Source organism: Microcoleus sp. Aus8_D2, assembly GCF_036702665.1.
Taxonomy (GTDB): Bacteria; Cyanobacteriota; Cyanobacteriia; order Cyanobacteriales; family Microcoleaceae; genus Microcoleus.
On the sequence record NZ_JAUBUN010000001.1, the window covers coordinates 131,240 to 154,646 of the forward strand.

Annotated in this window: 17 protein-coding genes; 5 read left to right on the forward strand and 12 right to left on the reverse strand. The window is 46.6% G+C overall.

The genetic code is table 11. The features are described from left to right. Nucleotides 1-120: 120 nt before the first annotated feature. The 7 genes from QUB64_RS00615 to QUB64_RS00645 all read right to left on the reverse strand — a co-directional run bounded on the left by QUB64_RS00615 (nt 121) and on the right by QUB64_RS00645 (nt 10,514). Complete coding sequence (locus QUB64_RS00615) at nt 121-2,544, reverse strand: sulfotransferase (RefSeq protein WP_333270894.1); 2,424 nt, start codon at nt 2,542-2,544, stop codon at nt 121-123. 169 nt (nt 2,545-2,713) lie between these two features. Further along, entirely contained in the window at nt 2,714-4,783 is a 2,070-nt protein-coding gene (locus QUB64_RS00620) for a Wzt carbohydrate-binding domain-containing protein (protein ID WP_333270896.1), read from the reverse strand. Further along, on the reverse strand, nt 4,784-5,575 hold the full coding sequence (locus tag QUB64_RS00625; protein WP_333270899.1) for an ABC transporter permease: 792 nt from the start codon (nt 5,573-5,575) through the stop codon (nt 4,784-4,786). Next, nucleotides 5,572-5,754: a hypothetical protein gene (locus tag QUB64_RS00630; protein WP_333270902.1), complete on the reverse strand. Its 183-nt coding sequence runs from the start codon at nt 5,752-5,754 to the stop codon at nt 5,572-5,574. Before QUB64_RS00630 ends, QUB64_RS00625 begins: the two co-directional genes overlap by 4 nt. 192 nt (nt 5,755-5,946) lie before the next feature. Next, nucleotides 5,947-7,263 carry a glycosyltransferase family 2 protein gene (locus QUB64_RS00635; RefSeq protein WP_333270905.1) on the reverse strand — a complete coding sequence of 439 codons (1,317 nt, stop codon included), beginning with the start codon at nt 7,261-7,263 and terminating at the stop codon, nt 5,947-5,949. Nucleotides 7,264-8,285: 1,022 nt separating this feature from the next. After that, the gene (locus QUB64_RS00640; protein ID WP_333270907.1) at nt 8,286-9,482 is read right to left on the reverse strand and encodes a glycosyltransferase family 2 protein; all 1,197 of its coding nucleotides are present in this window, start codon (nt 9,480-9,482) and stop codon (nt 8,286-8,288) included. Nucleotides 9,483-10,154: 672 nt separating this feature from the next. Continuing rightward, nucleotides 10,155-10,514: a hypothetical protein gene (locus QUB64_RS00645; protein WP_333270909.1), complete on the reverse strand. Its 360-nt coding sequence runs from the start codon at nt 10,512-10,514 to the stop codon at nt 10,155-10,157. 1,277 nt (nt 10,515-11,791) lie between these two features. On the opposite strand from QUB64_RS00645, the gene QUB64_RS00650 reads away from it, so the two are divergent. Beyond that, a complete protein-coding gene (locus QUB64_RS00650) occupies nt 11,792-13,426 on the forward strand; it encodes an MBL fold metallo-hydrolase (RefSeq protein WP_333270910.1) in 1,635 nt (544 codons plus the stop codon). Between the two features lie 428 nt (nt 13,427-13,854). Here the strand turns inward: QUB64_RS00650 and QUB64_RS00655 are convergent, their stop codons facing one another. The 3 genes from QUB64_RS00655 to tatA form a co-directional block, all read right to left on the reverse strand. After that, a complete protein-coding gene (locus QUB64_RS00655; protein WP_006633466.1) occupies nt 13,855-14,166 on the reverse strand; it encodes a DUF6679 family protein in 312 nt (103 codons plus the stop codon). Between the two features lie 172 nt (nt 14,167-14,338). Further along, a complete protein-coding gene (locus QUB64_RS00660) occupies nt 14,339-14,605 on the reverse strand; it encodes a hypothetical protein (RefSeq protein WP_333270912.1) in 267 nt (88 codons plus the stop codon). Between the two features lie 630 nt (nt 14,606-15,235). Continuing rightward, nucleotides 15,236-15,433 carry a twin-arginine translocase TatA/TatE family subunit gene (gene tatA, locus QUB64_RS00665; RefSeq protein ID WP_293247086.1) on the reverse strand — a complete coding sequence of 66 codons (198 nt, stop codon included), beginning with the start codon at nt 15,431-15,433 and terminating at the stop codon, nt 15,236-15,238. 303 nt (nt 15,434-15,736) lie between these two features. Here tatA and QUB64_RS00670 point away from each other — a divergent pair, with 303 nt between their 5' ends. From QUB64_RS00670 to QUB64_RS32880, 3 genes are all read left to right on the forward strand, one after another. Then, complete coding sequence (locus QUB64_RS00670; RefSeq protein ID WP_333270918.1) at nt 15,737-16,474, forward strand: phycocyanobilin:ferredoxin oxidoreductase; 738 nt, start codon at nt 15,737-15,739, stop codon at nt 16,472-16,474. A gap of 204 nt (nt 16,475-16,678) precedes the next feature. Beyond that, nucleotides 16,679-16,864: a hypothetical protein gene (locus tag QUB64_RS32875; RefSeq protein WP_442921618.1), complete on the forward strand. Its 186-nt coding sequence runs from the start codon at nt 16,679-16,681 to the stop codon at nt 16,862-16,864. A 54-nt stretch (nt 16,865-16,918) separates the two neighbouring features. Continuing rightward, nucleotides 16,919-17,077 carry an ATP-binding cassette domain-containing protein gene (locus tag QUB64_RS32880; protein WP_442921622.1) on the forward strand — a complete coding sequence of 53 codons (159 nt, stop codon included), beginning with the start codon at nt 16,919-16,921 and terminating at the stop codon, nt 17,075-17,077. A gap of 446 nt (nt 17,078-17,523) precedes the next feature. Here QUB64_RS32880 and QUB64_RS00680 read toward each other — a convergent pair whose 3' ends face one another. Next, nucleotides 17,524-18,435, reverse strand: coding sequence for a hypothetical protein (locus QUB64_RS00680; protein WP_333270921.1), 912 nt, complete (start codon nt 18,433-18,435; stop codon nt 17,524-17,526). A gap of 535 nt (nt 18,436-18,970) precedes the next feature. Between QUB64_RS00680 and dnaX the strand changes: the two genes are divergently transcribed. After that, on the forward strand, nt 18,971-22,462 hold the full coding sequence (gene dnaX / locus QUB64_RS00685; RefSeq protein ID WP_333270923.1) for a DNA polymerase III subunit gamma/tau: 3,492 nt from the start codon (nt 18,971-18,973) through the stop codon (nt 22,460-22,462). Between the two features lie 4 nt (nt 22,463-22,466). Here the strand turns inward: dnaX and QUB64_RS00690 are convergent, their stop codons facing one another. Then, nucleotides 22,467-23,246, reverse strand: a complete 780-nt coding sequence (locus QUB64_RS00690; RefSeq protein WP_333270926.1) for a GNAT family N-acetyltransferase — start codon at nt 23,244-23,246, stop codon at nt 22,467-22,469. Nucleotides 23,247-23,407: the final 161 nt, after the last annotated feature.

Consider the following 23,407-nt stretch of genomic DNA (forward strand, 5'->3'; position numbering starts at 1 on the left):
TGAAAGATATTTGAGAGAGTTAAAAATACGTGACTGACGCACCCTACAGCACTGACTATTGAGTAGGGTGCGTCAGTCGAAATAGTTTTAATTCCAGTGAAAATCTCTGACTGACGCACCCTACCAACCTAATTTCCAGAAATTTTCTGCTGTGACTTGAATGCGTGGTAGCGACATTAAAGAATCGTCAAAATTGCTAATACTCGATCTATATGATACACCGAAACTATACCCTGTCGCTCCGATTAAATGCGCTACAATTTCATCGACATCCCCGTAAGGATAAGCAAAACATCTAACAGATTTCCCTAATCCTCGTTCCAAAATTGCGCGGGATTTCGCCCCTTCCCGCACAATTTCTGTGGGCGACAAGGTAGTCAGAGGTTGATAAGTCGCAGACATCGAACCAAATTCAATCCCTGCATCCCGCAGTTGCCGAATTTCAGCCCATCCCATTAACTGCACTTCTTCAGAATCGGCTTTTTCCCAACTATTTGTCTTTCCTATCGACTCGGCTACTAGAAAAACAGTTGCTGTAAAATCAAAGCGTTTTAGCAAAGGGAAAGCGTAGGTGAAAAAGTCGAGATAGCCACCGTCAAAAGTGATTAATACAGCTTTACCTGGTAAAGGAGTTTTAGTCTGTTTTGCACTGCGCCAATCTTCCCAACTCGCACTATAATAACCATTCTCTTTTAGAGCCTGCAACTGTTGTTCAAAAACCTGCGGAGTAACTGCATTTAAACCATCAGGAGAGATGCGCAGGTAGGCGAGAATCGGCAGTTTTTTTGTAACGCGATGATTCTCAAAAACTTGAGGTTTCACTGAGTGAGAAACTTCTCGGTAAGGCGATTTTCGCCAAATGATTTCCGGTGCGTAAAATACTTGCTTTGGTAACTCGTTTTCTAGGGGAATTGCTATTATCTGTTCTCCCGCGATCGCTGCCGAGGTCGCTAATTCCCGCAGCGCCTGCGCCGGGAGTGCGGCCCGGCGGCTGACACTGGTTCCGATCGCACCACATCGCCTACCAAACATCACCGCATCTTCCGGGTAAATGCCCTCAGCACCCTCTGCATTCAACCCCTTGGGCAGATTCGACCTTTGTTGAGCAGCAGAGGCTAAGCGCGATCGCAGCGACATCTTGCCGTTGAGTGATTGGCCCAGCAAAGCCTCTCGCACGGTGGCGACGCACAACTCAAAACCGATATTTCGAGTAATTGTCGATCGCAAATTTTGAGCAGAAACAAAATTATTTTTCACCGCCACAGTGACAATACCGACAGTAACCCCGCCCACTTTCACCAGCACATCAATTGCCGCCAACTCAACTTTAATATTAGGCAATTCTTCGCTAACTTCTACAGCAATAAAATCCTTTTCAACCGTAATAGTTGAGACTTCCTCTGGTATTTCTGGCTGATAAAAATTCGCCAACTGCCAATTTTTGCGCCCCCAAAATTCTTGCAAAAATAGCGTCCAGTCATGTTTCTTGTGAAAAGGTTGCAGCAAAGTTTCCCACAAATTATTGCCTGTTTCGCAGCGATTGCGTTGAAAAAAGCGATCGAGAATTGGCCAAGCAAACCTAGCTGCGATCGCATCCACCAACACCGAACCCGCAACCACACCATCGCAGACGGGCAATTCAATCATACCAAGTTTAGATCCTGCCAATTGGATCGTACAACAAAGGCGATCGCATATTTGCCCAAGAGCGCCAATATCCGAAATTGGTTCACTCACCTCTACCGTAACTTTCCTGGAAATGTCACCCTTGACACGCTTAATCTTATCTAAAATAGATCGAATTTCAGCCTTCTTTAAAATCCTCTGATATTTGTGAACATTATTACTTTTAACATCTCTCTCAATTCCTTGATGCCAAGGTAAATTCAAACTAAGATTCGCGGCTTGTTCTTGATAATTCACCAGCATTTTGCCATCATAATCAATGCCCATAAAATGACAAAGTTCTTCTAGTTTTTTAACTTTATTCTCTAAAATATCCTCATACTTAACTAATATATGATGAGAATTATTAGCATATTTGTGACTAATTAATATCGCCTCTTTCCAGCGAGTGATACAGTGATTAAAATCCCAACCAGGCCCCCACAAATCATGAGAAGTCCTAGTAGCATCATGGAGAGAAGCTATTGTATCCACACTATTTCGCAAAATATGTATAAATTTAGCATCCGGCAAAAGGCGCTGTATATCCTCAATAAAATATATGTGTTCCGGCGTTTTTTCCAACCAAATACTTTTGTTTTGTTCCGCAGCCAAACCATCCAAAACTCCGACAAACCAACTAACTTTAGCTTCCCAAGTTTGACGATCGTCAAAACCTTGCAAAAATTCAGGGCGATTAATTTCATCCTTAAAAAAAGCTTCCATCCTACCAGGCAACTTTCCCGCAAACTTATTGTACAGTAAATAGTGAAAAAACTTAGATTCAGGAAAAGAAATAACTTCAGGATGAGCCGCCAATAAACTTTGAAGCATGGTTGTACCGCTTCTCGGAGAGCCTAATAAAAATATCCGTTTCATTGTGATACCCGATTGTGAATGAGATTTTTTTTGATAATTTACCGCAGAGAGCGCAGAGGACACAGAGCAAGAGAAAACAGAGATATGATTCATGTACGATCGTAAATCCTTTGTTGACCTCTCTGTTACTTCTTCCTCTCTGCGCTCTCTGCGGTGAAAAACTCTTTTTCTAACTCCAAGTAAAATCCTCCTGCAATAAATCCGAAAGTTCCTGATTGTAAGGTTGGAAATAATTAATCAATTGTTGTTCTATTTCCGGCGGCATTTTGCTGTAATCCTCGACATGATTGATTTCATATTCTTTAATTCCACTCGCACTAATATCCAAGAAATCTAAGACTTGCGAAAATACTTGGTCTGTATTGGCATAAAAATGTTCGCTCTTGATAATTAGCAACTGTTCCCTCGAAAAATAGTCGAGCAAATTTTTGATTTGTTCTACATAAATTCCCCGCGACAAATAGGCATAATGGTGGTGATTAAAACTGTAATAACCATCATCGGCTTGGATTTTTTCAATCTCACCTTTCAGTCTGTCTGCTTCAGAAGCGATCGCCTTTTCAAAATCTAGCTTTTCACAGCCTCGCGCCACTTCTAAATGATAGTGCATCCACGCTCGTTTTACCGGGTTTCGCAGCATGATAATCAGCTTAACATTCGGGAAACACTTGTAAACCCGCTCGGCCACCAACGGATGATACATATAATAAGGAGTCATTTCCCACAGCAGCAACTTGTCACCGGCTACACCCCGCGTTAACTGCTTGCTATACCACTCAACACCACGGTCGAAATTTAATTCAAAAAAGTGAATATTTCCGGAACCTTTTTTGATTATTAGCAAGTGATTTTCGAGACATTCGTAAAGAGATTCCGTGCCGCACTTTTGAGCGCCAACAATTAAAAAATCAGGTTCTTTCTGATTTTTTAACTGAGTCGAAATCTGGGCGTATCTGGGATGATCTTTATTCAAATCGTAGGTTTGATCGTCTGCTTCCGCTAAATCTAGCACCTGCTTTTGGCCCTCAAATTCCCAGCGGTACGGCGGACAAAGAATCGTTTTTTGCTGTACAGTCGATCGCACGTATAGCGGATAAACCTGCCAATGATAATCGTAGGCGTAAGCCAAAGTTTCGTCGTAAACCCCAGCATTCACGTAATACTGACCGTTTCCTAAATCCAGCCTGTCTATTTCGAGGCTAATTTTGCCTTTCCCTTTCACCAGCGGCAGCAATTTGCCCATTTGAGTAGTATTACTCTCAAAACAACTTTGACCGTCTTCCCTGCTGATTGTTATGGCAAAAATAACAGCCGGAATTGGCTGCGACACCGAATAATTAATTTCTACGCTAATAGCATCGCCGCTATCTATTTCCGCATTGGGAAACACTTTGACCTCGGTAATTTCTACCTCCAAAGAACCAAAGCGATTCTGATTACCTCGCAGTGGCGAGCCGGTACTTGTAGCTTCAGGAGGACGCAGGGGAGTGCGATTTTCTGTCGGTCGCATGGACGACAAATATTGACCTACTACCACTTCCGGTTCCCCGTAAGCCACGATTTCACCTGATTTCAGCCACAAAGCCCGATCGCACATTTTCTGAATTTGCGACGCGGTGTGAGAAATCAAAACAATCGCACATCCTTGATTTTTAAACTCAGTTATCTTATTCAAACATTTAGTTTGAAAAGCCACATCACCAACCGACAAATGTTCATCAACTAACAGCACTTCTGGATCGGTATGCACCGCCACCGAAAAAGCCAGCCGCATTTTCATCCCCGTACTGTAAGTCCGCATCGGGCTGTCAATAAACTGTTTTAACTCTGCAAATTCCACAATATCGTCAAACCTGCGCGCCACTTCCCGGCGAGTCAAACCTGCCACCACCGCACCCACAAACACGTTTTCTCTGCCCGTTAGATCCGTGTGAAAACCCGCACCCAAATCCAACAAACCGCCAATTCTGCCATTAACTTTAATAGTTCCTTCCTCAGCCTGGCCAATACCGCCAACAAGTTGCAGCAGCGTCGATTTTCCCGCGCCATTCTTGCCGATAATTCCCAGCATTTCCCCAGGAGAAACAGTGAAATTGATATTCCGCAGCGCCCAAAAACTGGACTCCGGCTTCAGTTTCCACCAACCGGACAAAGCAGCCTCCATAATCGTATAAGGTCGAGCGGCACTGTAGCGCTTAAAACGCTTACCCAAACCCTTGACAATAATTGCTTCACGCATTTACAATTCCTCCACAAAACTATTGCTTTGCTGTCTAAAAATTCCCAATCCTATCGGCAAAATAGCAGCCACAACAAAGCTCAAAATTAACAGATTAGACCAATTCGGCTGCATACCTTTGAGCAGTATGCTGCGGTAAGCTTCAATCAGTGGCACCAGGGGATTTAAGTAATAGAAAACTTGAAATTTTTTCGGAACACTGTTGATGTCGTAGAAAATCGGAGTCAGGTAAAACATCATCTGCAAAACTACTCCCAAAGTGTGCTGAGTGTCGCGAAAAGTGACATTCAAAGCGGCAAGGGGATAAGCAAAACTCACGGTCAAAAAAAACTGAATAAGCATCAGCAGCGGCAACAAAAATAGCACAGGCTTCAGAGGAACCCCATCAATTGCCAGAAAGATAATTAACACCGGCAAAGCTAACAAAAAGTGAATTAGCCCAGTCATCGTCGTGACTACAGGCAAAATTGCTGGAGCAAAATTTGGTTGCCTGATTAGTGCCTTATTACTGGTAATTAATCCCGTTGATTTAAATAATGCCGTTTGAGACCAACTCCAGATTAACAAACCGCTGAAAGCAAAGGAAGAAAATTTCGGAATGTTAAGCGGTACGACAGAGCGAAACAAAAAGGAAAATACAGCCAACTGTAACAGCGGACTGATTAAAGTCCAAGCAATCCCCAAGGTCGATCGCTTGTAAAGTAATTTCATCTCGCGATCGACCAACACCCGCAGCAAATCGAAGAAATGAGCGATTTTGCGCCGATCGACCACCATTCCCAGATTTTTCACCGCACACCTCCTGCTACTACCAGCCCCAATTCACCAACCCTGGGATTGTGATTAACATCAGCCCAGCCCACAGGCCCTCCCCGGTAGCGAACTAAAATGCGAACACCTGCGGATTGTTCGAGTTTCCGAATCGGATTAATCTGTTCTGTAAAATCAATTCCCATTAGTTTTGTTGCCATAACTTGCTCCTCAAAATAGTAGACTTATTGCCCAAGTCGGAAATTATATTGAAATGCATCTGCGTCGCTCTGCGTCGCTCTGCATTGTATCTGCGGTTGACCTCTCAATCAAAGATTTATGCAATAAATCTAGTTAGCATTTTTCCAATTCGTGAGGTTATAGGTGAGAGTTTAGAGTTGAAATTACCCGAATTAGTTATTAATTGCTAACCCATAATTTTCAACAGCAATCAAAGGCATTTCTCCCGTCGTGCCGACATTTTTCGGCATACCATTAACCCCGATCGCCCTAGCCAGCGGTTCAGCAAACTGCCGCGCCAGAATCGATCGCAAGTGAGCGCCCCGCAGCCGTTGGGCCCCCGCTTGCGGCAAAATGTGCCCCACTGTGTGTTCGCCATAATACAGGTAAACCCCAGCGGGCCGTTCCGCATCAATTAGCGCTTCCGCAGCTTCCCAACCTTGTTGCAAATCGATGTTAATTTCATGTCCGCCCCAGTCAGCGCCGCCCAAGCCTCCTTGCATAAAACTAGAAATTGCCGATCGACTTTTGAGCTCATCAATCACACCCCGCAAATACCAATAACCGCGCAATTTTGCCCGCAACCACCGCCAAGTCCCCCGCATCCGCAAACTTTCCAGCAAATCCAGCGATTTCCTCAGCCCCAGGGCGAGCAAATCCACAGCCGCCGGCCAGAAAAAAGTCAGCGCCACCATAATTTTATCTAGCAGCGAGTCAGAAGTTTCGTAGGCTGCTATCGGCAGTATAGATCTAAGTTCCGGGTGTCGGTGGCCGATCAAAACATCCGATCGCCCTTCCTGACGAGCTCGGAGAAAAGAGCGATCGAGATTATTAGTTTCGTGTTCGTAATGATAGCCAACAGCCTCCGCCACTATAGCAAAAGGTACATCAGCCTTCAACAAACGTATCCCAAACTCGTAATCTTCCCCGCCACAGTTCCCGAAAGCCGAATCAAACCCATCGAGACGAGCAAACAATGCTGCATCCAGAGAAAGATTGCCGCTGAGCAAATCTTGATAGGTGAATCGGTGAGCAGGCTGGCTCATCTGATAAAACTTGTCTTCCCACCACGATCGCACTTCCACATCAAAAAACCTAGTCGCGGACTGCAACTTAGGCGGATAGGGGCCCATGACAGCAGAGCCTGGACGCTCTCGGTGAGTGCAAACATGGCTTTCCACCAAAGGCGGCAGGGCTTCGATATCATCATCGAGAAACAGCAGCAATTCCCCAGTAGCAGCCGATGCTCCCGTATTGCGGGCGATGGAAGCACTCCGGGAATTTACCTCGATCGCGTGCAGTTTAAACGGAGCTTTGTAATCTTGTAACATTGCCAAAGTATCGTCAATGCAGCTATCTGCGACTACGATAACTTCCATCAGGTCGATCGGATAAGTCTGCGAGTGCAGAGCATCGAGAGCGCGCCGCAGCGAAGAACTACGATTGTGACTGGGAATAATTATGCTAACTTTTGAATTTTCCCTATTCATATTAGATTAGTCATTGGTAATTGGGACGTTGAAGTCCTGCCGTCGGGCCGTCGGGCCGTCGGGCCGTCAACAGTTCGGGCCGTCGGGCCGTCAACAGTTCGGACAGTTTCAGGGATTACGCATAGCGTTCGGCTAAAAACCCGGTTTCTGGGAAAGTTTTGCGACTCCCTAGGACAAATCTAGTCAGAAACCGGGTTTTTGAGGTAGGAGCGTGCATTCTGGACTTGCGTTTTCAGACTACCACCTAAAAACTGTCCGAAGTATCGATCAGTCATTAATCAAATAAAAAACAGCTATCCCTGTACTCGTGACTTATATCATGTCCGGTCAATTACCACAACAAAAACCGTTTGTAGTGCCCCCGAAAGTCCGCAGGCTGAGAGCGGACTCTTCATCCAAACGATCGAACCTTACTTATTGCGGTCAATCCACCGGACATGATATTACCTGTCGCCAATCAAGGTAATTAGTAATTAGTAGACAAGATTGCACAAATAACTAGGACGGGCTCTCCGGCCCGTTCCACAAAAAACATTTTTTATTGTGGAACAGGCCGGAGAGCCTGTTCCAAAATTTGATTAAAAGGACTTTTGCAATCTTGTCTATTAGACAAGATTGCAAAAATACCTAGAACGGGCGGGGGAGCCCGTCCCACAATTTTTTTTGCTTGTGGGATGGGCGGGGGAGCCCGTCCGAAAGTTTGATTAAAAGGACTTTTGCAATCTTGTCTAGTGATTGCTGATTGGAAATTGGTAATAAAAAACAATCTTCTCTCTTCCTTCTGACTAATGACTAATGAGTAAGCTGTCGCGCAAATAAACATTGCATATTCGGGACGCTGCTCAAAGCCATCCCACTAATGGTTTAATTGATTCTTGACACACAATTTAAATGTAGAACAGCTTACTGACTAATAACAACTGACTGCTGACTGCTGACTAATAACAACTGACTACTGACTACTGACAACTAACAACTGACAACTAACAACTGACAACTAACAACTGACTACTGACTACTGACTACTGACTACTGACATCCCCTTTAACCTCCTCTAACCACTTCCGAGAAGCAAAATAAGCCATCGGGCCCTGAAGACAGCCCCGCAGTTGAGCCAACAGCAAATCGCTCGGAATCGACTCCGGTTGACGAAGCAAAGCAGCAATTAATTCAGGAATTTGCTTAGAGCGCAGCCATCCGAAAGCGAATAGAAGCACACTGAATTCCCGATTTTTCACCAAAGTTCTCGTCCAGAAAGCGTAGACTCCAACTCCGTAGCAGTACATAGTTTTGCGTAAGTCTTCCCAATCGCGCCGGTGGCGGTGCCAACTCAGGGCCCTCGGTTCGTAGACAATGCGGTAGCCTGCGGTGAGAATCCGAGCATACAATTCGTGATCTTCCCCGCATTTAGCCGGCGTCCCCACGCCCAAAGCTTCATCAAACAAGCCGATACAGTCGATCGCGCTTTTCCGCAAAACCATACTCGCCGAAACACCCACCGGATAAACAACCAGCGGATTGCAGTGCGCCCCGTCAAAAATTCGGCGCTCAAAGCCCCGCCCGTGGGGGCTGTAGCGCTCGAACCATTCTTGTGCTTCTGTTTCGAGTTCCAAGGGCATGATTAGCCCTGTGACGCACACAACTCGCCGATCGCTAAAATTCCCCAACAGCGATCGCAACCAGTTCGGATCGGGGGCCGCATCGTCATCTGTAAACGCTACGAATTCGTGTTTAGCTTCGCGTAAAGCTCGATTGCGAGCAGCGCTGGATCCCGGTACATCTTCCCGCACATAGCGCATTTTTGGGTAATTTTTGACCAATTCCCTGGTAGCGTCCGTGGCCGGACAATTGTCAATTACCAAGAACTCTTGACCGTCGTCGGGGAGCCGCATCAACGATTCAAGAGTGCGCTGCAAATCTTCCGGTCGATCGCGCGTACAAACTGCTACTGTGGCTGTGGGCATTGCCTGCACGGGCCCGCGTTCGTCCCATTCCAGGGCATCATAGAGCCAATTTTTCCAAAGGCGATCGCCCACAGCATTCATCAGTGTTTCCCGCAATTGAGTCCCCTCAATGCGACCTCCGACTACCGAAAGTAGAGCTTGCCCGATCGGTTTTCCGTGCAGTCGAATTAAAACCAAGGCTTTGCTGTAACGCTCCTCAACCGCAATTTCTGGCGGGAGTTTGGAGATTTCCAGGTCGAGAATAGCTGTTGCCATTTGAGATTGAATAATTGAATAATTGAATAATTGCGAATTGAAGAATTGCGAAAAATTCTTGTGAAAAACTGATATATTCTCCGTATTTTACCGGATGTATTTTACCCAAAATTGCGCTCTGAGATAGCAACTTATCAATGCCATACTTGCCGAGCGCCGAGCGCTAATCAAACATCAAGCCTCTTTTTTTTGATTGCTGTTATTTATTTTTACTTTCCATGACCCGCTCATGTCAAGTTTTTTTCCTACACAAATTTTCCCGCCGAAGACGATCTCACGTCGAGGCTGGTGTCAATTGCAGGTGTTATTGGCTGCCGGCGCGCTACCAAGTCTCGCCATTAATCCCCAATTTAAGAACCAGATTTTGTGAGCGAACCGGGTTTGTGCGATCGCTCCTGATTTCAGGTTTAATTGCGATCGGGTACTATTCTCAACAACCTACCAAACAATCAAACACTTTCCCAGAACCTAATTATCTATGGTGCGCCCTCAGCACCTTCCCCCCGATAAATAGCGAGTAAAACCACTTTTTTTCACAAGTCTTGAATCAAACACCCTCACCATTCAAACTTTGGCTAGTAGTAGTTAAAGTCAAAGAATTCCAACTATCCAACTCTGCCGAACTCCGGTGAGAAAGCATCGTCCTCACCCCCTCGCCCAGCCTGGGCTGATTCATCCCACAAGCAGGAGCAGTTTGTCAATATCATTGGAGATAAATCTGTGAGCCGAAGTGATAGAAGAATAACCATCTAGACGAAAAATATTCATGGCGATCGCTAAAATAATGGAACGATTGGCTGCACCATTGCCTTTACCTATCCTGGAACGGTCTTCAAGAAAAACCAGATGCTTTAACTCAATGAAGACGGTTCTCGGTGCCCCAATGTCCACGAATCCCATCAGCTTCTGTTTAAAATTGAGTTCGACAAACCGATCGGCAGAAACTCTTTCAAAAAAACGGCAGCGGTACATCTCACGGTGTGATGCTAAGTAGAATGAAGAACGAAGAACGAAGAACGCTATAGAACCCATTTGACATCTTTGAGTTTTTGGGTTGGGTGACGAGAAATATAGAGAGAAACCGGTTTGTGAGATTTACGCAAGGAGCAAGAAACCGGGTTTCTACGAGTTTTTGGTTGGGTGACGAGAAATATAGAGATCAACCCGGTTTCTCAGATTTACGCAGAATAGATCTCAAATGGGTTCTATAACGGCTGCGCTCGGAGGGTAAAAAGACTTGTCAGCCAGCGCAGTCGAAGCAAGGAAGAAGACATACACAGCAAACTTTTTAGCGATCCGTATTTTACGTTTAAGGTGGATTTACTTAGCAATCACGCCGCCCCAGAAAGGTGAATCCGCTGGTACTCTGGCGAGAATTGATCGAAAGCCCGCAAATAAACTTGGTTGCTACGACGGAACTCGATAGACACGATTGACCGCATTCGATCGATCTGCGGTAACTTCGACCCGGTAGAGCTTGCCTTCTGAGCCAGCACCAGATCCTGGAGCGCCACAAGGTTTGCTTAGAAAAATCTATCAAACTTTTACAAAGATAGCGATCGAACTCAAAAAGTCCCTATCTTCCTGACAGCAGCACCTAGCCTGCACAAGTGTAGTTCTCGAAGTTTTGATTATTGGACTATACACCGCCCTCAAAACCCGATAGATGAAGATTTGTAATGTTTTGTCAACATCTTTGGGCTGCTGAATTAAAATCTTCTCATAAAAAAGACTAGCTTTTAGCAGGCGCAAATTATGAAAAAAGGTTTAAAACTAAGCTTATAGGACTTACGCACTCCATGGCTCAAATGCTGATCCCCCCGGCGCCCCCCCTTTGATCGGGGGGAACCTGAAAGCCCCCCGATCAAAGGGGGGTTGGGGGGATCGATGCGTCCAGGACTGGCTGATGAGAGCGAGTTCGCTGCTCTTACAAGCTGCAATAAAATGTAACTTTTGATGCAAGAACCACTAGGATGAAGTTGGTCGGAGGCCAAATGCCCATTTCTGCCAAGGCAAGAGAGAAAATCGCTTTCCTCGATCGCATCAAATTTTAAGTGCAATTACTTTGCTTGCATGACGGGAACCGGAGCCGTAGAGGAAAAATTTAAGTCCAGGGCTGACGCACCAGAACTTTGAGCGATCGGGTTTTTTTACCGTCCGCGAGGGCGGCAACAAAGTCTTTTCCTCCATCAAACCTGGTTTTTGCGTCCAAGACTCAACTCGATCGAATGAATGCAGTCGCAGCCAACATTTAGTTAGATGTTGCGATACTGCAAGTTGCGCGCTTGTACAGGGAGCTAACGGCAGTGATGGATCTCGATTGTTTACCTTACGGCGCAGGCCACGCCCAGGAAGGGGTCTGTCTGCTAGTGCGCATGGGGCCGCACCGCATTTTACTCGACTGCGGTATAGAAAATGTCGCACCCCTGTCAGCGACACCTGATCGATCGCTGCCAGCCGATTTTGTAGTGTGCACCCACGCCCACTCCGACCACGCCAGAGGTTTGCTAGCACTCCACCAGGCTTTCCCCCAGTTGCCAATTTACGCCAGCGAAGTCACAGCGCGACTGCTACCGCTTAACTGGCAGGCCCAGTCTCAGCAGCCAGAGTCGCATTTCTGTGAGGCTCTGCCCTGGCACTCGCCGATCGAACTACGGCGGGGACTGAGCGTGCAGTTGTTCCCGTCGGGCCATTTGCCCGGAGCGGCGACTGTACTCTTGACTTATGAAGCCCCCCACCGCACCTACACCCTGGTTTACACCGGCGACTTTTTTCTGTCCAATTGTCGTTTGGTGGAAGGTTTGCCGCTGGGAGAACTCCGGGGCATGAAGCCCGACGTGTTAATTTTGGAAGGCAGTTACGGCACGGCGCGCCACCCTCACCGCCGACAACTGGAAAATCAATTGGCCGATCGCATCCACCGGGCGATCGCCGACGGGTACTCGGTACTGCTACCCGCACCCGCCCTCGGTTTGGGTCAAGAACTGCTGATGCTACTCCGCAGCCACCACTACTTTACCGGACGCGACTTAGATATTTGGGTAGACGGCACTGTCGCCGACGGTTGCGACGCTTATCTGGAACTGCTGCCCCATTTTCCCACCGCCGTTCAAAATTTTGCTCTCCACCAACCTTTGTTTTGGGACGAAAGAGTGAAACCCCGCGTCCGCCGTCTGTCTGCCGAACAGCGAGCCGAATTGGGGTCCAGGCCGTGTATTGTGATTACTGACCAAATTCCTGATTTGGGTTTATACGTTGCCGATCGCACCAATCCTTGGATTTTGCTCGCACCTCAAAAACCCGGATATCCCGCCAGAGAATGGCTGGAAAACTGGCGGGAATCTGGAGTGCGACTCATTGAAACTTATTTGCTAGCCGAACACTGCGACGGGCCGGGAACAACCCAGCTCATCCACAATTTGCGTCCCCAGCACATAATTTTGGTACACGGTTCCCCTGCATATTTAGCTGACTTGGCTAACTTAGACGAGTTGCGAAACCGCTATCAGTTGCACACTCCGGCGGTAGGAACAGTTGTCGAATTGCCGATCGGGGAAATGTTTTTGCAGCCCGCAATCCCGGAAACTAACTATGAAGGAGAACTCAGCGAATTAGGGACAGAGGTAGCAATTAGCTTGCCGAGTCCGATTACAGCCGATCCTCGGTGGGCAAATTTTGCCGATACCGGTTTGGTAGAAGCCCGCTGGCAAGGCGAAGAACTGGTACTGCGCGGCATCTCCCAGCGAGAACTGCTGTTTCAAGGCAACGCCGTTCAAACCAACCTCGAGTGCTGCGGCAATTGCCAGCACTACCGCGGCCAGCGCTGTTGGAACCAGTCCAGTGCTTTGTTTGGCTTTAAAGTTACCCCCGACGGTTACTGTCCGGTGTTTGAAGCGATACCCGAGTCCGAATTTTTCCTAGATGAGGAAATAGAGGGCGAATAAGCAGCAGCGTTAGCAAAAGCGGGATTTCTGATGAAAGCAATCGCAGCATCTGTTTTTTATTGGTTCTGCGTCCAAGATTGCTCTTTCTTGTGGCGCGGGCATCCTGCCCGCGATCGAACTCAAATTTAAATGCAAAACAGCTTATTTGGCAATACGGTTGACGATCGACTCCTTATACTCGGAGATCCCCCTCGCATACCCCCGGCGCTCCCCCGAATCGTTGCGGGGACTTTAAGAGCATTCTTCCCCCTCGATCGGGGGGGCGCCGGGGGGATCGGTCGATCGTCAACTCTATTGGCTTATTTGGTGACAATCCAGAAGATTTTTCGCCTCAACCGAGTTTTTTGCCTACTTCCTCGACAAAAAAAGGAGAAAAGTCATTTTCTTTTCCCCCAAATATTCTTTTTGCCTCAAGCTCTAGCTCAAAACTATTCTAAATTCGAGTCCGGGTAGTGATTGCGAATTTGCTCGGCTTCGGGACAATCGTCAGAAACTAGGGGTTCGCAGTTAGTTCTCGACACCGAAGCCAACTTCTGGGACACAGCTCCAATACTTTCTAGACGCACCATTTCTTCCCAGGAGCTAATTTCGTCTTCTTCGTCGGTTTCGTAGCGCAGCGTGACTAGATCCCCTTCAATATCTAGGATACGAGCGCGCTCTATCCAACGTTGCTGATCTCGAAGAAAAATAGAAACCTCACGACCATCACAACAGAGTTGATAGATTTTGCGCTGTAGCATTTGTCAGTTCTCCTGCGCAGTATAACTTGCTTAAAATATGGCCTGTTTACAGTAACGTACTTTGGGTTTTACATCGGAAGGCACAGCCCTATGGACTGGCCAGTTTCACGTTTTCCGAAACTGTGGCACCGATGGGAGTTACCAAATTTCATTTTACCATCAAATCTATCATCTACGCCATCAATCTAATTGCAGGTTTTACAGCCGGCCGCATCCGTCGCTGGAGGCATTTGCCCGAATAGATTTGCAGCGTCAGGACTTGACTGCCACGAGCCACCCTCAAAACGGACTGTGCTGCGAGTCGATCTCGATTGCTCCTTATTTTTCCCAGAGGCACTACTAGATAGCGGTTTAATGGACATTTGGTGGCACGGAGATTGCGGACGCTCTCATCGCGGACGACGATCGCAAGGACGATCGCAAGGGCGATAATCACCATTCCTTCGCTGACAACCGTAAAATCTCAAATGTACTCATACCTTGACATTGAGCCGACGCACTCGTATACGCCATCAAGCTAGAACTCAAACTCCCTCCCTTGTGCCATGGCGTTACAGAACCTAGGGGCGAAAATCAAGCTAGGGAAATTGCAGTATAGCCGAGTCTCAAAAAGATGAGGTATGTCTGGTAATGGGTAATGGGTAATGAATAAGAAAGCACGACATCAGATGCGACACGAGCCAAGCTTTTTATTGATTGCCTTTTTCTTTCATTACCGACTACCCCAAACGTCCGCTAATATGAGATATCGAACTGCTATATATCTATCGAAACCAACAGTTAGGCAACCGACAATCAGGAATACAAGCCTCAAAAAACGCCCCCAAACATTATCCAATATCCAAGGTTCGCCAAAAAACAGAGGCAAAATGCCAAAAACTGACAAATTTCTGCAAAAAACGACAACATAAATTAGCTATAAGTACAATCCAAAGCTGGGTATTTTTGAAGGGTTCGTGCTGATTGCCAGCGCATGATTATTGGGAAATACGGACACTGCCAAATGAAACATTCTATACAGATACGATGACAGAGCTTTGCTACTTCTATTTGTAGAAAATTCAGCAAATTACTTTCCTAAGGTTTGCTCTTCCTCTTTGTCCTTTTCCTTCTGGGTAGATTCATCATCAGCTTGACCGACCCCTTCTTTAAAACTCCGCAGCGTTTTGCCCAAAGCATTTCCCAACTCAGGAATTTTCTTAGGCCCGAAAATTAGAATAGCAACTACTGCAACAATGCCCAATTCGGGCAATCCCAGACCAAACATACACTCATCTCCAAGCTTACCTACTTTGCTTTTTCCCTGCGAATTACCGCTAGTGCATTTATTTTAGCGGAGAGTTTCCCCAAATCTTACCCATTACTCGGTTTTTTAGGGCAATTTATTGGCCCGTGCGACTGGGAATACCTGGACTCAAGTCACAGGGCTTTCAATAAGAGAGCAGATTTTTATGTAAAACTTGCTCGATCGCACGTCAAACTGCTGATATCCTTAAAAGTATCTACCTTGTTTCCTGGCTCCTGCAACCGTAGAATCAAGTTTTATTAAGCGATCGCCCGATAAATAAGAATGTTAGAAACATCCAAGCCTTCCCTGCGCGACCAACAGCACTACCTTATCCGCGAATTAGCAGACCGGATAGAATCAGTATGGCGTCGGTACCTCGACCTCGAACCCTACCACCTCCCCGCTGAGTTGGGATATGTGGAAGGGCGGCTGGAAGGAGAAAAACTGATCATAGAAAATCGCTGCTATCAAACTCCCCAATTCCGCAAAATACACCTAGAACTGGCTAAAGTTGGGCCACTGCTGGATATCTTGCACTGCGTGATGTTTCCCAGACCGAATTATGCTTTGCCGATGTTCGGCACAGACATCGTAGCAGGCAAAGGTCAAATTAGCGCGGCGATCGCAGACCTTTCTCCCCTCAATCCCGATCGAACTTTGTCGGAGACCTACCGAACTCGACTGCAAACTTTGCCCGTTAACCAGTTTTCTTGTCCCCGCCAAATTCCCGAATGGGGCGATATTTTCTCAGAGTTTTGCTTGTTTGTGCGCCCAGATTCACAGGAAGAAGAAAGCCGATTTCTCGACATAGTTGAATCCTACGTGGAAATTCACTGCAAACTCGCAGTCGCTTGCGAACCAGTCTCTGCCGCCGAAGAAGCAACAATTCTCGACGCTCAAATTTACTACTGCACCCAGCAGCAGCAAAACGACAAAACCCGCCGCGTACTCGAAAAAGCTTTCGGTCAAGATTGGGCTGAACATTACATGACCGAGGTGCTGTTTGATTTCCCTAAATAGCTAAAATCTGTTTACAATACTTCATGGTTAGTTGGCAATTCCCCGCTCTCTCACAGACGGGGATTCTCTAAACTTTCTGGATGTTCCCGTTGCTCAGTAATTCATACATTAATTTAGCAACGCCGAAATTTATCCGGGCGAAATTGTGTTGATGAATTAGCATTCTGGGTCGGGTCAAACAACTTTGTTAAGTTTGATTAGAACTTGGCGATCCAAGAAGGTAGTCTCCAAATTCTTGACCAAGAATTGCGGGGAACTCGCAAAAATAAATTAGTTAAAGTCCACCTTGACATCGGCTATATTTTCCCAGCTTACAATTTGCTCAAATGCTCGACAGCTAGGCAAAATGTGCAAATGTCTCTGGAATTGCACAGCCATCTTTCTGGCTAAGAAACTAACGATAAAATAGAGGAAATTCTGCAAGCTGTAGGGTGGAGAGAAAAAATAGAGGATTACCCAGACAGTCTTTCTGGTGGACAGAAACCAAGAGTTGCGATCGCCCGGGCATTAGTCAGCCCGCCGAAATTAGTATTAGTAGACGAACCCACCGCAGCGCTAGACAGCAAATCAGGTCGAGATGTGGTGAAATCATGGGAGGTTTGACCGCATTACAGCACTGCACTATTTTGGTTGTCACCCAGGACAACCGCTTTTTAGATATAGCCGATCGCATTATTCCGATCTAGCGCAAAAGAGTGTAAGTGAGGTATTCACCAATTCATTAACAATTCCTCAATCCCCCAATCTAAAAATGGAAAATCTAAAAATGGAAAATCTAAACCTGTAGCTCATGTACCTGAGAAATGCTATAGCCTTTCGAGCGAAAGATTAGGTATTGACCAATTAATTAACAATTCCTCAATCCCCCAATCCAAAATCTCAAATCCTTCGACAGTTCAAGCTCACGCCGAAGTCTCAAATCTCAAATCTCAACTTATACCTCATCTTTGTGAGAACCGCTATATAGAAGACGGCTACCTCGCACAAAACACATCGACACCCGCTACAACAGGCGTTATTTCAGTAAAATAAAATTAATTCACCTCAACTTATTTCCGAGAACCTGGACGCTTTCCTCCTACCTTAGCAGGACTTTTTGTGCCACCTTTGGCGGCATTTTTAGAACTACTTTTGCTGCTTTTTTGACCCTTAGAGCCTGCCAACTGACTCTCATTTTCATTGGCTGGTCTGCCGGCAGGGGTTCTCGTAGTCCTAAAGGTAACATTCACCCCTTCATTCGACTGTTCGAGCACCAACATTGGCGTCGGCTTCGCTTTTTGATCCCATTCAATGTGAACGATGCGACCTTGAATAGTCGGCTGCCAACTGTCGTGGTCGTCTGAAGGACTCAGATAAGTTTCCAAACAGTCAATAATTTGATTAATTGTCGCCGATGTTGCCTGAGTCGGTAGTTTCATCAGCTTAATTTGAATCCGAAACAGCACTCGTGTTTCTATTTTTACAGCGGGGTCGCCAGTTACGTATTCGATATCAAACATCGAATCCACTTGCCGGCCGCTGCCGGCATTCCCGTTTTTATCTCCCACTGCACTCTGAGTAGGACGCAGGGCAATACTAATTTTTTCTTTGACTTTTACCTTAATCTGGTTCACAATCGCAAAGTGAAAGACTTCTTCCGCCATCCGCATTCTCAGATAGTCTAAATTAAAGTCTCGCGAGTGGATGAGGTCGGGATTTTTTTCCATCTTTGTCATGGTTTCCAGAGCCATTTTGTATTTTTTCTGGAGTTCTCTATTTCTAAACTCCTCAAATTTGAGCTTCTTACTCAAATCGTCGAGTTTTAGCTTGGTAAACACCGCTAAACCGATCAGCAATAACAACAGTGATCCCGACGCTCCCATCAAGAGTTGGTCGGAGGACAGATCTCCGGGTTTAGCCTGTTTAGGTTTGGGAGAGGCTACTGCCAACCTTGGTTCTACAAGGATTATTTGGGTTGACATGGGCTTTTAAAGGGTAAATTTTGACGCTATATTTATACAGGACTCCAGAGTTGAGCTGGTAGTGTAACTCGAACGACCAACATTGACATCATTCCACCACCATCTTGGTACAATTGGATTTCTACAACTCGAACCGACACCCTCTAATTAATACTTTATCTTTAACTGCAAGCAGGTTCCCGAAATATCGGAAAATCCGGCGCTGGCACTGGCAAAAAGCAATGGTGAATTGTCTGTGATATATTATACCAATATAGGTTAAAAAAATGTTGGCTCGGCAGGCTCCGTTTCTAGGAAAACAAAACTAAAGACACATCAATCAATAGTAACTCCCGAAGCGAGCAGCGGAAAATATCCAGGCTCACAGCCGATCGCCCAGACGATCGAGGGGCAGACGCTCCGGTGCTAATTACTACTGTTCGATCGCTCCCGCCCTGCTAGCCCACCGGGAGGCTGGCTGTGAGAGTAGACCTATCGCGCGATCGAACAACGTGTCCTTAGCTAAGATTACAGCTAATACCACAAATATTCGATCGTGACCTACGAACCCCTGCATCACAAGTATCGCCCTCAGACATTTGCCGAATTAGTCGGTCAAGAGGCGATCGCCCAAACCCTCACCAGCGCCATCCTGCAACAGCGCATAGCACCAGCATATCTATTCACCGGCCCCAGAGGCACCGGTAAAACCTCTAGTGCCAGAATTTTCGCCAAATCCCTCAACTGTATTTCCACCGGCGTCCCAACCCCAACACCCTGCGGCAAATGTAACGTTTGTCAAGAAATTGCCCGAGGTTCCACACTAGATGTCATCGAAATCGACGCCGCCAGCAACACCGGAGTAGATAACATTCGGGACTTGATCGAACGAGCGCAATTTGCCCCCGTACAGTGTCGCTATAAAGTATATGTAATCGACGAATGTTTGACCGGTGATTCTCAAGTACAAACTAGCGAAGGTCTGATGCGGATCGACAATCCCAACATCAAAGGAAAACAAGTTCTCAGCTATAACGAAACTTCTGAAACTTGGGAATTTAAAAAAGTTTTGAGGTGGTTAGACAAAGGTAAAAAACAAACACTGTTGATTAAAACCGCCAACCGAGAAATTAGATGTACCAGCAATCATCCAATCAGAACAGAACAGGGATGGATACTAGCAAAAGACGTAAAAAAAGGAATGAAGATACTATCCCCTGTGAATGTGGGTGTGGCACCGTCATTTACAAATTTGGGACATATAGACGCTGGCGGAGATTTGCCAGAGGACATCAATTTTACGGGAATACCTACGGACAAAAAATCTACGACTTTGCCTCTATTCTCGAACAGGCTCAAGCCATCCGACCTATCTGTCCGTGTGGATGTCGAGAACAACTCGAAATACCAGACTTTTTGCAAAAAAAAGGCAAAGGAATTAATACCATTCAGTCTTATTGGCAGCGACATCCATATAAAAAAGGACATGGAATTTGGGATGCAAGAACCGAAAAGTTCTTGGCAAATTCCGACCTTGTGCAGCCAGAAACACTCGGACTCATCTACGGAACATTGCTTGGAGACGGTTTTATCACCTACCCAAATAAATATAGCCGATTTCCAAGATTGGGCTGGACACACGGAGAAAAACAGCGGGAATGGTTGGAATACAAAGCCTCTTGTCTTTCGACACTGCGACCAAAGTTACGAGTTACAGCTAACCAAGGATACGGAAATATATCAGTCTGTTGCAACACAGCCTGCCATCCCCAACTTAGAGATGTCTTTGACGCTGTTAAACATAACGGAAATGAAAAATACGTCATACCAATTTAATGTGAAGTTGCACATATCTCGATTCCCCTTCTTAATGGGGACGAAAGAAAAGAATCTTGTCCCCCCCTTATCAAGGGGGGTTAGGGGGGATCGGAATTCTACGGGGTCTCATAAAAAATTGGTATCACAAGAGATTGGCTCGATCGCGTCACTCCCGAAGGACTTGCTTGGTGGTACATGGATGATGGCTCGCTCAGCCTTTCGCCAGAAGGAAGTCCAAGTATTCAAATTCATACAGAAGGATACTCTTGGGAAGAAAATCAACTCATTGCCAATTGGCTTACAGGCTTGGGATACCCAACAACAACAAAGTTTTACACAAGGTCTAAAACAGGTAAAATCTACCACTACATACATATGGGAGCTGAAACCACCAGAAAATGGGTGGCAGACTTTAAACAGTATTCAATCCCTTCAATGGATTACAAATTCGGAGAAGGTAGAATCTGTAAAAGTCGTTGGGGTCGAGAAAGTTTATGACATAGAAGTAGAAGACAACCACAACTTTGTCGCTAACGGTCTTCTGGTTCATAATTGCCATATGCTAAGCACCCAGGCATTCAACTCTCTCTTGAAAACGTTAGAAGAACCGCCCGATCGCGTTGTATTCGTCCTCGCCACCACCGACCCCCAAAGAGTATTGCCAACCATCATCTCTCGCTGCCAAAAATTTGACTTCCGCCGGATTCCCCTCGACTCAATGACCGCTCATTTACACAAAATCGCCCAATTAGAAAATATCAATATTGCCAGCGATGCCGTACAAATGGTTGCTCAAATCGCTCAAGGAGGACTCCGAGATGCAGAAAGTTTGCTCGACCAACTCAGCTTATTTTCCGGTCAAATAACCGTAGAAAAAGTTTGGGATTTAGTCGGCGCCGTCCCAGAAAATGACTTAATGGAACTGCTAGAAGCGATCGCAAACGATAACCCTACAGCATTAATAGACATGACCCGCCACCTCATGGATCGCGGACGGGAACCGCTAATCGTGCTGCAAAGCCTCGCCAGCTTTTACCGAGATTTGCTCATAGCCTCATCTGCACCGAAGCGGTCGGATTTAGTAGCTTTAACAGCCGGAACTTGGGAAAAACTCTGCGATTTTGCCCGCAATTGGGACGCAGAGTTAATTTTGGCAAGTCAGAAACACTTGCAAACCCACGAAGTACAAATTAAAAACACTACTCAGCCCCGATTGTGGCTGGAAGTAACGCTGCTGGGATTGTTGCCTTCAGCCATTAGAACTCAGCAACAACCAACAGCCCAACCAGCGAAAAATATTCCTCAATCCTCCCAAATTCACCCCCCCCAACCCCCCCTTGCTAAGGGGGGGAGTTCTACAGATCATATCGAACAGCCTGCCGCAGCTCAACCTCAAAACTCACCCCCGACTTCGGAACCTATTGCCGATCGCACAGAAAGCACACCTACAGCACCAATTCCCGCATCTATACCACCAACTTCTGAAGCCAATCAAACAAATGATTTACCAACTAATTCAGGTAGCGAAATTGATTTAGATAAAGTGTGGCTACAGGTACTCGATCGCGTGCGGCCCCACGGGACTCAATCGCTACTCCGGCAACACGGACAGCTAGTAATGTTGAGCAATGATACGGCTTATGTTAAGATTAGTTCGCAGCCGTTACTGAATATGGTTAAAGACAAAGTACCTAATATTGAAGAAGCTTTTTTGCAAGTGTTTAACCGTCGAGTAGCAGTAAAAGTAGTTTTGACAAATCCCGCTGCGACTAATAGTTCCCGCGCCCAGGATTTCCCCAATTCTAACAAACGTGTTGCTGAAACTCTTCGGAATTATCCTCCTGTGATTGATGAGAATCAACAGGTGCAGCACTCGGGCAATTCTGAGATAGCAAATGATTTTTTGGGGGACGGGGGAGAAGAGCAAAAACACTCTTGGGTCGATGAAAATACTGCTACTAATGTGCCAAATGTTTCTGAACCGCAGCGGCAGATAAACAGTTCTACAGACTCTCAGAATGAGTTAAATGCTCAGGCTGTAGCGGTACGGGCTGATGCTCAAGCTGTTGCGAATACGAGTAAGCAATGGGCTGATATGTTTGACGGGGAAGTAGTCGATTTGTCGGATGATTTAGAGATTTGGGAATCGGAAACTTTTAGATTGGAATCTGAACCGGATTTTCCTGAGTTATCTTCCGAGGTTGATGAAGATGATTTTATAGATTGGTAAATTTTTACTGGGGCGGCAGCGAAATGTGCAAGATTTCGCCGTTGGCGCAGCCCTCGAAGACGATCGCCCAAAATCCGGCTCTAGTGTAAACTCGAAATTCCTGCTCGTGTAGCGTCATCAAAAAAGCCACCGTAACACCCGCGTCAAAAGCCGATCGCAACAACCGCGCCGTCAAAGCCCCTGCGATACCCCGCCGCCGAAAAGCAGCCCGCACACCAATTCCCGCGATTTCCGTCGTCTGGTTTTGTGGGGGAGTGCAGATTCCAGCGCCCGCAGGTTCGCCCGTTGCTGCGACGCGGGCGAGTACCGCGATACCGCCCGCTGCGAGACTTTTCCGAAGACTGTCAACATCTTCAGGCCTGGGTGCAGCCTCTCCGTAAGCCTCGTTTTGTGCCACCACAGTACCCAAAAGTTCGTCATCGGAAACTGGCAGAATTAGCTCGATTTCCGGCGGAATCGGCAGCAATTTCTCCGAGCCCGGAGTGCAAATCATCAGCGGTAAGCGACCCTCAACGGTGAAACCAGCGGATATCAGGGCTTCTTCGACAGCGGGCGCGAGTTTCGTGACATATTCTAAACGTGGCTGTCGATCGCGCCCAGAGTACGCAGCGATTAGCGCGCTGACATCGGCGAGGGAGGGTGTGGCGCCGTCGTCGGGAATCGCATAGTTGAGATAAGGGTTGGCGCTGTGGCGGCTGAAGGTAGCAAGGAAGGGGCCGATGCGCTCGGTGTCGCGCTGCTGGCTGGCGGCAAAGCGCAGGTATGCTTGAATGTGAGATTCCATAACAGGTTAAACTTAGGTAATATCATCTCCGCTGAAAATCAAGCCATCAAACACGCTTGTAGTGAGGACTTCAGTCCGCATCAGGCTTGTAGTGAGGACTTCAGTCCGCATCAGGCTTGTAGTGAGGACTTCAGTCCGCATCAGGCTTGTAGTGAGGACTT